7 protein-coding genes are annotated in these 12,686 nt (G+C 45.9%); 4 read left to right on the forward strand and 3 right to left on the reverse strand.

Annotation, left to right across the window (positions count from 1 at the left end):
- Positions 1–284 precede the first annotated feature (284 nt).
- The gene (locus LZG74_RS06485) at positions 285–3,635 is read left to right on the forward strand and encodes a carboxypeptidase regulatory-like domain-containing protein (protein ID WP_233795766.1); all 3,351 of its coding nucleotides are present in this window, start codon (positions 285–287) and stop codon (positions 3,633–3,635) included.
- An 83-nt stretch (positions 3,636–3,718) separates the two neighbouring features.
- Here LZG74_RS06485 and LZG74_RS06490 read toward each other — a convergent pair whose 3' ends face one another.
- Positions 3,719–4,630, reverse strand: a complete 912-nt coding sequence (locus tag LZG74_RS06490; protein WP_233795767.1) for a patatin-like phospholipase family protein — start codon at positions 4,628–4,630, stop codon at positions 3,719–3,721.
- A gap of 231 nt (positions 4,631–4,861) precedes the next feature.
- Between LZG74_RS06490 and LZG74_RS06495 the strand changes: the two genes are divergently transcribed.
- Positions 4,862–5,836 (forward strand): polyprenyl synthetase family protein, encoded by a 975-nt coding sequence (locus tag LZG74_RS06495; RefSeq protein ID WP_026630920.1) that lies wholly within the window; start codon positions 4,862–4,864, stop codon positions 5,834–5,836.
- Positions 5,837–6,062: 226 nt separating this feature from the next.
- Positions 6,063–7,436, forward strand: coding sequence for a leucine-rich repeat domain-containing protein (locus LZG74_RS06500; RefSeq protein ID WP_233795768.1), 1,374 nt, complete (start codon positions 6,063–6,065; stop codon positions 7,434–7,436).
- Between the two features lies 1 nt (position 7,437).
- On the opposite strand, the gene LZG74_RS06505 is transcribed toward LZG74_RS06500, so the two are convergent.
- Both LZG74_RS06505 and LZG74_RS06510 read right to left on the reverse strand, forming a co-directional pair.
- Positions 7,438–9,615: a DUF5916 domain-containing protein gene (locus LZG74_RS06505; RefSeq protein WP_233795769.1), complete on the reverse strand. Its 2,178-nt coding sequence runs from the start codon at positions 9,613–9,615 to the stop codon at positions 7,438–7,440.
- Positions 9,616–9,661: 46 nt separating this feature from the next.
- Complete coding sequence (locus LZG74_RS06510) at positions 9,662–9,961, reverse strand: DUF3817 domain-containing protein (protein WP_026630923.1); 300 nt, start codon at positions 9,959–9,961, stop codon at positions 9,662–9,664.
- A gap of 96 nt (positions 9,962–10,057) precedes the next feature.
- Between LZG74_RS06510 and LZG74_RS06515 the strand changes: the two genes are divergently transcribed.
- The gene (locus tag LZG74_RS06515; RefSeq protein WP_233795770.1) at positions 10,058–12,610 is read left to right on the forward strand and encodes a TonB-dependent receptor; all 2,553 of its coding nucleotides are present in this window, start codon (positions 10,058–10,060) and stop codon (positions 12,608–12,610) included.
- Positions 12,611–12,686 lie beyond the last annotated feature (76 nt).

A 12,686-nucleotide genomic window follows, 5' to 3' on the forward strand; every position in this document is an offset into this window, starting at 1 on the left:
TTATTTTCCAACCGAAAAAACTGGTTAGCAGATCAATAATTGCTTTAAAAAGCAATGGGGCGGATCCGCTGGTTTGTTAACAATTTCTTAATCTTTGTAATATTGAATAATTGGTACAGAATTATGTATTATTCCAACAAATCAAGCAGTTACGCCGATTAGTATTGTATTTTAGTAGGATTTGCAATTTTGTTATTGAAATAAAAAAGAATTTATTTTACGGTATATATTACTCATCGCCTTTGATGAAGCTACTAATATTAAAAACCAAATCAACTAATTTTATGAACGTGAAAAGTTTACTTTTCAGGGCAGCGAGCTTTGCGCTGGTTGTCTTCTTAATGTCCCTGCTGAGTCCCGAAGCCCGGGCGCAGGTTACTTCATCAGCAATTACAGGTCGTGTGGCAGACAGCAAGGGAGATGTGCTTCCGGGAGCGACTGTCGTAGCGATTCACGTTCCCTCAGGAAGTAAGTATGGTTCCGTGACCAACGAGCAGGGACTTTACACGATTCCGGCTGTTCGTGTCGGTGGCCCTTACACTGTAACGGTTTCATTTGTAGGGTTCAGCGACAAATCACAAGAAAACATTTTTGCCAACCTCGGAACAGCGGCTAATGTTAATTTCGATTTGCAAGACGGTTCTACTGAACTTAGTGAAGTGGTGGTAACCGGTGCCGGAAGCGATATTTTCAGCTCGGACCGCACTGGAGCAGCAACAACATTCAACAAGGGCTTGCTAACCAGCCTGCCCACATTGGGAAGGACACTTAACGACATTACCAAATACAATGCATATGGCAATGGCCGCTCATTTGGAGGCCAGGATAGCCGCTATAACAACTTTACCATCGACGGTTCTGTTTTCAACAACGGTTTTGGATTGGGTAGCGAGGCGGCAGCGGGTGGCCGGACAGGTTCTTCTGCGATATCCCTGGATGCAATTGAAGAGGTTCAGATCAACATTGCTCCTTATGACATTCGTCAATCGGGTTTTGCAGGTGCGGGTATTAACGCGGTAACGCGCTCAGGAACAAATGAATTCTCAGGTTCGGTTTTTCATTTTTTCAAAAATAAAAACCTGGCGGGGGACAAAGCGGACGGAAACAAGATCAACGTTACGGAATTCAGTGAGAAAACAACCGGATTCCGTTTGGGCGGGCCGATCATTAAAAACAAACTTTTCTTCTTCGTTAACGGTGAGTTTGTAAAACGTTCGAGCCCGGCATTGGATTTTGTGCTTAACCGCGGACAGTCAGGAGACAATGTTTCCCGCACAACTGCTGCTGATCTTGAAGATCTTGGCGCATTTATGAAGGATAAATTCAAGTATGACATCGGTGCTATTGATGGTTTTAACAATGAGAACAAGAGTAATAAATTTCTTGCGCGCATTGATTATAACATCAGCGACGCACATAAACTGACATTGCGTTACTCGCACCACGATTCGGATTCGGACGTGTTGATCAGCCAGAGCAACAGCAGTAACACAGCAGGATTTGGTAACCGTACCAACTCATTGTCAGCAATTTCTCCTCAGAATACGGGCTACATTATCCAGGATAACACGCGCTCTTTCGTAGCAGAACTGAACTCAAATTTCGGAGGAAAATTTGCCAATAACCTGATCGGAACATTCAATAAGCAGATCGAAGACAGGAAATACAAAGCACCGATTTTCCCAACCGTAGAAATCCAGAAAGACGGATCAACTTACACGACAATCGGTTCCGATCCTTTTACACCGAACAACCGTCTGGATTACTCCACATTGAACATTACGGATAACCTGACTTACTTCGCCGGAAAACACACATTAACAGCGGGTGCTTCTTTCGAATATTTCAAATCGAACAACTTGTTCTTCCCGACTTCGAACGGTGTTTACGTGTTCAAATCGATCCAGGATTTTAAAAATGCAGCCAATGCATATTTGGCTAATCCAAACCTGACAGTTGCGCCGGACACATTGGTTCGTTTCAATTATCGCTACTCATTGCTTCCGGACGGTTCTGCACCTTGGCAGGAATTCAAGACACAGACATTTAGTTTGTATGTTCAGGACGAATATCAGGTTGCGCCAAACTTCAAAGTTACAGCAGGTCTTCGCGGAGATTATATCACCATCCCGAACACTTCGAAACAATATTACAATGCAGATGTAGCCGCATTGACATTTAAAGACAATGAAGGTGCAGACTATAAGGTGAACACAGGTAATGTTCCGAAAGCACGCATTTATCTTTCGCCTCGCCTTGGTTTCAACTGGGACGTGAAAGGAAACAGAATGACACAGGTGCGTGGGGGAACAGGGTTATTCTTGTCCAGAATTCCTTATGTATTGATATCCAATCAATTGGGTAACAACGGTGTGAACTCTGCAACAGTCCAAGGAAGTAACACTGTAGACTTTCCATTTACATTAGATCCTTCCAGATACAATCCGCAACAATCCAAGAAGTTGACTGGTTACCAGGTCAATGCTTCGGATGAAAACCTGAAATTCCCACAGGTTTGGAAAAGCAACATTGGTATTGATCAGCAGCTTGGCTGGGGCGTTATAGCAACGGTGGAAGGTATTTTTAACAAAAATTACAATGCACTCCGCTATATTGACGTGAACCTTAAACCTGCAACTGCTCAGTTTGCTGGCACAGACTCACGTGACCGTTTTCCTGCATCAGGATTGTCCGGACAAGCTGCGACTGCGGCGCGTCTGATCAACGGAGATGTTTCAAACGTTTACGTCTTGACAAACACCAACAAAGGTTATTCTTACTCGATCACAGGAAAACTGGAAAAAGCGGCAACCCGCGGCTTTGGTGGAATGGTGGGTTATACTTACGGACAGGCAAAAGACATCGCTTCTGTTTCCAGCACAGTGGAAGGCAACGTGCCGGGGATCAATGGTTTGAACAATCTGGATCTTGCGTGGTCTGGTAACGACCTGCGTCACCGTTTTGTAGGTTACGTATCTTACAGAAAAGAATATGGTGGCAAAATCGGCGGAGCAACGATGATCACATTAGGCGGTGTTTCCAACAGCGGAACGAAGCTTTCTTACATCAGCTCGACGGATATGAATGGTGACGGTCAGAACAATGACTTGCTATATGTGCCGAAAAGTGCTTCTGACGTTAATTTCGTGACTTCTACTACAACTGTAAATGGAAAGACCTACACGTTCTCACCAGAACAGCAAAAAGAAGCGTTCCAGAACTACATCGACAGCCATCCTTATTTGTCAAAAAGAAAAGGACAATATACAGAACGTAACGGTGGTGCATATCCATGGTTAACCCGCTTTGACCTGACCGTTGAACAGGATTTCTATGTAAAAGTGGGTGCAAAAGATAAAAAGAACATTATCCGTTTGCGTGCCGACGTTTTCAACATTGGAAACATGATCAACAACAAATGGGGTGTAGGCAACCAGGTAACGGTTTCTTCCAACTCTACACAGTCGACCCCGCTTAACTTCGCAAGTGTTTCTGCGGACGGCGTTCCTTCATACAGAATGGGGACACAAGTAATTGGTGGCGAGACAGTTTTGGTTCGTGATGCTTTCGTTAAAGGTCGCACGATCAATGACGTTTGGCAGGCACAAATCGGTATCCGTTATATTTTTAACTAGGGATCAGCCTAGACGATTTATTATAAAGCAAGAAAGTCTGTTCCGATCCGGGGCAGACTTTCTTGCTTTATAATAATGGTTTTTTATTTCTGTACTTTTTCGGTTGCTGCAATAACGGCTTCAATCCCAGCCCGGTAACCTTCTACAATCAGGCGGGAAATGTCTTCGGAAGTGAAATGTTGTAAATCAAGAAAAAGCGGTGCCGCCGGACGGATCACCGTTAGTTTCATGGGCTTTCCGCGCAGATTGGAGCGGTCGACAAATGACTCGGCCCAGGCAATGTTGCTGTTGACGATCTGATTGACGGTAATGTCCCTGACGCGCTCTATCAATGTGATCAGGTTGCGTGAGTTCATGTCTTCCGGCTGGTACAAAAGCGGCGAATGGCAGGCAATAAGCACTATTTCAGTAGCACCATCTTCAATCGCCTGCCGGATAGGGGCCACTTCCCGCAAACCGCCATCCAGGTAAAGCTGCTGCTCGATCTCGACTGCGGGCATCAGCATAGGAATGGATGAGCTTGCATATACATAGCTCATAAAGTGGGGGTTATCGGGCGAAGCATACTTTATTTCTCCGCTGCCAATGTTCACGGCGCCTACTTTCAGCTTAACGGGGCTGTTATGAAGATATTGATCGTTCACGTGCTTCCGGATCATGGAATGCAGGGGCATAGGATCCACGATCCCGTCGAAACGGCTCATAAGCGTGGCCATACCAAGCATTACCCGCGAGCGGAGCATGGAAATGTCCTGTGGCTGCGTAATGTTTTTGATCCAGAATTCGAGCAGTTTCCTGCCGACGACCGGCCATTGCACTGCATTCTTTTCGTGCATTTGCTTTCCCGCTTCATTGGCAAGAAACGTTGCATTCAGCGCGCCGACGGAAATGCCGTAGACCATCTCGGGCTCAAACCCATTTTCCAGCACAGCTTGTATAACGCCAACCTGAAAGGCGCCTTTCATTGATCCTCCTCCCAGCACTAATGCTTTCATGTAACGTTGTTTGAACCGGGGTGCCGGCGCAGTGATTGAATGGTAGAACGACGGATCGCAATCCTAATTTTTTCAATTCTAAACATTTTCATACTAAAATTGATATAAACAGAAGATTTTATTCCAAATTTGAAGATCAGAGTTCAGAAGCGGAAAAACGATGAAAACGAATTCCGGTTTTTCCGACGCCTTTTATATCAGGAGGGATTTTTGAAGCCCTCGTCCATAAATATGACCCTTTCAATAAAGGAAATCCAGGTCCCGGTTGCAGATGAAATGAAGGCTTTTGAGCACAAGTTTCGTCAGTTTATGAAAAGTGACGTAATGCTGCTGGACCAGATTATGAATTACATTGTCCGCCGCAAAGGCAAGCAGCTGCGGCCGATGTTTGTGTTTCTTTCAGCTGGTGTTTGCGGCCAGATAGCCGAGTCCACTTATCGGGGCGCCGCATTGATCGAATTGCTCCATACGGCTACGCTCGTGCACGACGATGTGGTGGATGACTCCAATTACCGTCGCGGTTTTTTCTCTGTTAATGCATTGTGGAAGAATAAGATAGCCGTCCTTGTGGGTGATTATTTACTCTCGCGCGGGCTGCTCCTGTCCGTGGATCATGGGGAATTTGATATCCTAAAAATCGTTTCTACTGCCGTTCGTGAGCTGAGTGAAGGGGAGTTGCTTCAAATTGAAAAAGCGCGCCGGCTCGACATTAACGAAGAAGTTTACTATCAGATCATTAAGCAAAAAACTGCCTCGCTTATCGCATCCTGCTGCGCGGTAGGCGCCAGTTCTGTGGGTGCTACGGCTGACATTGTGAAGCGCATGCATGCGTTTGGCGAAAAAGTGGGCATGGCATTCCAGATCAAAGACGATCTTTTCGATTACGGCGAAGACGAGATCGGCAAACCGCTTGGGATCGACATTAAGGAGAAAAAAATGACGCTGCCGCTCATTTACGCGCTCAATAAGGCAAGCTGGCTTGAAAAACGGAGGATCATCAATATCATCCGGAACGAAAGTCACAAACCTAAAAAAGTGAGCGAGGTGATTGCCTTCGTAAAAGATTCTGGTGGCCTGGGTTACGCACAGCAGGTCATGCAGCGTTACGTCGAGGAAGCAAGGGCACTTTTATACGAATTCGCTGAGTCACCACACCGGCATTCCCTCGAACAACTCGTTCAATACACCATTGAAAGAAGTAAGTAATTTGAATGAGTGAATTAATGAATGAGTGAATGAGTGAATGAGTGAATTAATGAATGAGTGAATGAGTGAATGAGTGACAAAAAAATATTCAGTCATTCACTCATTCACTCATTCAAAATTCATTCATTCACCCCTTCATTTCCCTTTCGCGACAAATATGTAAGTAACTATAATAATATGACTAAACTTTTAGTTATGTTAGCACTTCCATAAAAACCTTTATGTCATGAAAGCTATATTCTCTGCATTAATCTGCTTGTGCGTGCAATGTGCGTGCGCACAAATGAAGGTGGTCTCTTCAAAAAATCTCGAAAAAGAGGGCATCGACCCTATTAAAATCGCTAATGAGTACGGAAGTGAGGAGCAGTCTATGATGACTGAGGTGATGAAGAAAACCAGTCTGATCATCGCGTCCGCATTTCCCGAGAATCCCAATCCGGGTATCACCGTATTCACGCAGATTTATTTCAATGAATCCGGAAGCCTGGACTATTTGATCTTTGACTTGCGGACCGGTGATGGATATGACAAAGACTCTCTCGATAAACACGCCAAATATGCTTTTCTGACAGGTTTTGATGGATGGAAAGTTTCGAAAACAGGGAAAAAGTTTTCTGTCGTGTCGGTCCGAACGGTAGGGAAGCAGCCTGTGGTGCGCGAGGTTAGGCGTGGCGACAGCTCGGTCGTTGACCTCAAAACGGCGCTCGTTTTTCAGGATACATTAAAAACCAAGCGGCTTTATCTGAACCAGCTGGAATTGAAGACATTACCCGATGTCATTTACCGGTTTCCGAACCTCGAAGAGTTGTATCTGGGAAACAACGAGTTGCAGGCGGTTCATATAGATATGGCGCGCCTGCCTAAGCTGGCTCAACTTCATTTACAGCAAAATAAGCTCACCGAAAAAGGCTTTCAGATCACAGGTAACAACACATTATATCTGCTGAATCTGAAAGAAAATAAATTTACCAACATTCCTACCGCCATTCGTAAATGCAAGAAATTAAGGACGCTATGGCTTGGCGGTAACCAAATGTCAGCATTGTCCAACGGCAGTTTTCGAAAACTGAAATCGGTGCAAGACCTGAATTTTTACAAATCCGACATCGCCGTTTTACCCAAGGGGATTAAGAAAATGAAGAATCTGGAAGTATTGGATTTGTATTATAACCAGCTGGAAATGCTGCCGAAAAGCATAACTAAGCTTAAAAACCTGACACATCTGGCCGTTTCCTATAACCAGATAAAAGCATTGCCCGAACGGATCGACAAATTGAGCCGCATTCATACATTATATGCGCACCATAATCGGCTTAGCAAACTCCCGGCAAGCATTACCAAAATGCAAAATCTGAAAATTCTGGATCTGGGTTTTAACTGGTTTACCAATTTTCCCCCGGAACTGACCGCGTTCGTTAAATTGCAGGAGCTGGATCTTTCTTCCAACAACTTCCCCGATTTCCCGGAGCAGCTGTTGGAAATAAAGAAACTGGAAAAACTTTACCTGCGCGGCAACCCATTTGTAAAAGACGATGCGGAGACCAAATACAGCAGGCAGCTCGGCCAGCTGAAAAGCAAGAATATTGAAGTGTTTTACTGAATTACAAATTCCACCAATAGGTAAATTTCAACACAACTGCCCGGTTCTTAACCCGGAAATTTTCGGGCAGATAATTATCCGTATACACGATAAATAAATCCGAAGCCGGCTTATAGCGCCATTGCAGACGCGCATTCAGGTTGATATTATCTGCCTGATTGTTGTACTGCATGAATGTGGTAAAGAACAGGTTATTGGTAAATGTAAAGTCTACCCGCGGGCCTACGAGCCATAACTGCGTTCTTTTCCAAGGCTCAGGAAGGCGGATATCGTTATAGTTTCCAGCCATGGTGATCGCTACGTAAGGCTGCACACGATAGCCCAGCTCCGCCCGTAAATTGTTACGATGACCATTCTGATAATAACCGCCGAAAATCCCCGAAGCAGTGTAAGTAAGGCGATTCTGCGGACCTGAAACAATGTCAAAACCGGCGGCTTTCCAATTGTGCTCGCTGCCGGTTGCCAATGTTCCCACACCGAGGTTGGTAGGGTCAAATGGCCTTAATAACCTGACATAATTACTCGATCCCCAAACGGCAACTGTGGCGCGGTTGATAAAATTCAGGTTATAGGAAAGGATAAATTCACGATCGCTGAGGTCAAATTTTTTGTCCCAAAATACATTGCTGATCAGCTTGGGGCCGTGGCTGATGATCTTTGGATTTTTGACAAAAAACAGATAACCAATGTTCGGACTGATCTTGTAATAACCCATCCTGACGGCATTCGGCACGTAACCTACTTCTGCATTGAAATTTTTACCCACATATTCGTGCTGCCACTGCCAGAAAAAATTGGCTTTGTTAAATTTCAAATCAGCAGCGTGCGTAAAATCGTCTGTGGACTTGCCAGGTGTGAATGATTTGAGCATCATAACTTTTCCTGTCCAGAGGTTTTTAGCGCTGGCAAGGTTAAATTCTGCTCCTATATTGCGGTTATAGCGGTTTGTGGCCTGATGCTGCTCCGGCGAGTAATTCGTCGCATCTTTATTTACAAATATAAAACGGACATTGGACCGGGCTAATAATTGCCTTTGCAATGCAAAAACCGCGTAATTATTTCTGGGCGTCAGGCTATCGGAAGAACCCGTCTGCACGTCCAGCACACCGATGCGCCAGTTCTTGTTGATCTTTCCGCTCATACGCGCACCAAACTGAATCGGAACGCCTAATCCGATGCGTCGGGAGAAAAAAGGCCGGATGGTAGCGTACCCGAAATTGGCGAAAAGGTCAGCATTTTCTAGAAAGAACTGACGGCGCTCCGGGAAAAACAATTCAAAGCGGTCCAGATTGGTCTGCTGCACGTCCACGTCCACCTGAGAAAAGTCCGGATTGACAGTTAAGTCGAGGTTCAGAGAAGGGGTAAGGCCGATTTTTACATCGCCTCCGATGGCCGGCTTATATTTATTAGGCGTGTCTTTTTGATAATCTTTTGTCAAACGCGTGGCCGCGTAGGGTATGATGGAAATGTTCGGGCCCGGATTGGGCGGAGGAACGTCCCATGCCAGCACGCCCGTGTAAGCCAGTGAGGCCGAAGGAAACTGCCGCGGAACGGGCGCCCAAGCCGATTTTTCAGAGATAGTGAGATCCTGACGGCTGAAATTAATGCCCCATCTCGTTATTCCCGGCTTATACCGAATGCTTTTGAAAGGAATTGCGGCTTCCCAGACCCATTTGTCATCATCATTCTTTACCGCGCTCACCCATTTATTGTCCCAGCTCAGATCGACCGTTCCACCATCTCCCTGCTGGCCATCCCACGGCGCGCCGGCCGCATTGGCACCGAATGAAAAACCATTGGTCTTATCATCAAATGTGTCCATGAAAAGGAGAAAGTTGTCATTTTTCCCGAAAGAAAAATCCCTTTTCAATGATTCGACAATAATAGAGCCTTTTACGGGCTTATAATTAACCACCAGAATGTAGAGGTTGTCCTTATCATAGCACATTTTCACATCCGTAAGCGCCCTGGAAAAACTTGTATCCATAGGCGTGATCATGAAAAAGTTGTTGGCAACCTCAGCGGATTCCCATGCCAGGTCATCCGCGACACCATCAATGTTCAGCGAGGATGTCGCGGAATGAATATTGTATTGATATTTTTCATTGGGTTTCTGTGCAATGCTTTTTGAAATGATTAAACAGAAAAAAATAAGGTTTAGGATAGAAATTTTTTGCACTTGATCAGGGTGTAGGAATGGTTGAATAAAGGCTCAGGCGGTGTTCTCAGCTTCTGAACCACTTTGCATCCGCATAAAAAGTCCCGAAAGGAACGAGCGAAGAAATGAAAGCCAGAAGTGATTTCTTAAAAGACCAGCTTCTTTCCGTAGCAACCTGGATCAGCAAAACGACAAAAAGTACGAACAAAACGCCGTGCGCCATGCCAACAATGCGGACAGCCTGCGGAAGACCGGCAAGATATTTCAACGGCATAGCAATGCCGAGCAAAACGAGGTAAGAAATGCCTTCAAGAAAAGCAATGATGCGAAGACGGCCGAGGGCGGATTTAACAAGCGTGGAGATCATAAAAAAAGAACTGTAAGCGTAAGATTATTAAGTGTAAAGATACGCAATAGGAAGATTTAGAAAGCAGGAATAACCAAAAATCAAACACCAACGTTCGTGAGAAAATCAATTTTTACATGTCTGCTTGCGCTTGCAGGATTTTATGCAACGGCGCAAAGCCTTAAAGTTTCGGGAAATGTACGCGATGAGCGCGGAGAGCCGCTCGTTGGCGCTTCGGTGCTGGAAAAAGGAACCAATAATGGCACCATTACCGACGGCAGCGGCGCCTATACGCTGTCGGTAGGGAAGTCCAATGCTGTTCTCGTTGCGACATTTGTCGGTTACAATGTTGTTGAGCGCGCGGTTTCGGCCAATGCTAATCTGGACTTCACAATGACCGACGCGTCCATTCTTAATCAGGTAACCATTGTGGGTTCGAGGAACGCAAACCGTTCGTCCACCGACACGCCTTCGCCCGTGGATGTGATTGATATTCGTGAGATCACCACCAAACAAGGCCAGCTGGATGTAAACCAGCTTTTGCAATTCGCTGCGCCTTCCTTCAATTCCAACAGGCAAACGGGATCTGACGGCGCGGATCATGTGGACCCCGCATCGCTGCGAGGCCTTGGACCTGACCAGACATTGGTTTTGATCAACGGAAAAAGACGCCATCAATCTGCATTGGTCAATCTTTTCGGAACAAGAGGCCGCGGGAATACGGGCACCGATTTAAATGCCATTCCGGCTGCGGCCATTGAGCGTATCGAGATTTTGAGGGACGGCGCAGCAGCTCAATATGGCTCTGATGCGATTGCGGGCGTAATCAACATTGTTTTAAAAGAGACAGTCAACCAGCTTTCCGCCAATGTGAACGCAGGAATTTATAAGGCAAAATATCGATTTGATAACAAGGATTTCGATGGGCTGAATTATAATGTTAACTTCAACTACGGCGTAAAAATTGCGCAAAAAGGTTTTGTGAATGTGACGGCCGACTATAATTTCCGGGACCATACCAACCGCGCAAACACAGTTTCCGATCCGGACGAGCTCCAAAGGCGGCAATATGGCGATCCCAGGATCAACAATGCTGCGCTTTATTACAATGCAAAAGTTCCGGTCGGTGAGAATATCCAGTTTTATAGTTTCGGGGGAATCAACAAGCGCAGAGGCGATGCTTATGCGTGGACACGTTTCGCCGATGATGACCGCAATGTGCCCTCCATTTACCCTAACGGATTTGATCCCATCATTGCAAGCACCATCGATGACAGAGCTGTAACAGCGGGAGTTCGGGGCGTTTGGAAGTCATGGAACATTGATCTCAGCAATACTTACGGGTTTAATAAATTCCAGTTTGATGTGAAAAACACCATTAACACGTCGTTGGGCGAGGGGTCACGGACGGAGTTTGATGCAGGCGGATTTCAGTTGGCACAAAGCGTTACAAACCTCAACATTACACGTCATTACAAAACCATTTTGCAAGGACTCAACGTTGCTTTTGGAGGTGAATTTCGGAATGAGCGCTATAAGATTTTCGCGGGCGAGCGCGGTTCGTACTACAATTACGATCCATCCCTGGCAGGCGGATCGCAGGGCTTTCCGGGTTACAGTCCCTCGGATGTCACGGACAAAAGCCGCTCCAACGCAGGTGCTTACCTGGACGTAGAAGCAGATCTGACTAAAAAATTGTTGATCGATGCAGCCGCCCGGTTTGAAAGTTACAGCGATTTTGGGACTACATTGAATGGGAAAGTCGGCTTGCGTTACAAGATCACCAACGCCATTGCGTTACGCGGATCGGTGAGCACAGGTTTCAGGGCGCCTTCACTGGCTCAGAAATATTTCAATTCAACTTTCACCAATTTCGTCAATGGTGAAGCGGTGGATGTGCTGCTGGCCAATAATAATAGCGAAGTGACCAGGGCGCTGGGCATTCCAAAATTAAAGCAGGAAACTTCCCAAAACGCCAGCATCGGACTTACGATGAACCCGGCTCCGGGGCTTTCCGTGACGATTGACGGTTACTATGTAAAAGTGAAGGATCGCGTGGTGCTTACGGGGCAGTTTAGCGATGAGGATGAGGATATCGGCGAGCTGCTGAAAGATCTGCGGGTTGGACAAGCCCAGTTTTTCACAAACGCGCTTTCTTACACCACCACGCAAGGCATTGACCTGATCATTGCGCATTCCACTTCGCTGGGCATCGGGCGGCTAAGCACAACATTGGCGGCTAACTTTAATGATATGGATTTGGGGCCGGTTAATACAGTGCCAAGATTGCAAGGAAAAGAAGACACATATTTTGATGAAAGGGAGCGACGTTTCGTCCTGGCTTCCGCGCCGCCGTCGAAAATCAACCTGACGTTTGACTATGGCGTTGATAAATTCAGCCTTATGCTCCGTTTTATACGCTTTGGCGAGGTAAAGCTGGCCAATTGGGACTATGAGCTGGATATCTACAAGGCCAAAGTCCAGACTGATTTAACTGCGAATTACAAGTTCAGCAAAAACATTTCGCTTTCGATCGGTGGCAGCAACATTCTGAATGTTTATCCTGATAAGTCTCTGCCTAGTCTGACAGAATCTGGTGGCGGCTGGGATCCCGTACAAATGGGCACCAACGGAGCTTTCTTCTTTACCAGATTGGGTTTCAGGTTTTAACATATTGTTCAATCAAAAACTTAGATGTTCGTTATTTAGCATGCTGCTTTTACGCGTGAAACTTTGAGTTATTACA

The sequence above is a fragment of the Dyadobacter sp. CY327 genome, from assembly GCF_021390415.1.
GTDB classification, from domain to species: Bacteria; Bacteroidota; Bacteroidia; order Cytophagales; family Spirosomataceae; genus Dyadobacter; species Dyadobacter chenhuakuii.

Bases quoted from the DNA above. Each gene is read 5' to 3' on its own strand.
- LZG74_RS06485 (WP_233795766.1), top strand. From the start codon at position 285: ATGAACGTGAAAAGTTTACTTTTCAGGGCAGCGAGCTTTGCGCTGGTT.
- LZG74_RS06490 (WP_233795767.1), bottom strand. From the start codon at position 4,630: ATGAAAGCATTAGTGCTGGGAGGAGGATCAATGAAAGGCGCCTTTCAG.
- LZG74_RS06495 (WP_026630920.1), top strand. From the start codon at position 4,862: ATGACCCTTTCAATAAAGGAAATCCAGGTCCCGGTTGCAGATGAAATG.
- LZG74_RS06500 (WP_233795768.1), top strand. From the start codon at position 6,063: ATGAAAGCTATATTCTCTGCATTAATCTGCTTGTGCGTGCAATGTGCG.
- LZG74_RS06510 (WP_026630923.1), bottom strand. From the start codon at position 9,961: ATGATCTCCACGCTTGTTAAATCCGCCCTCGGCCGTCTTCGCATCATT.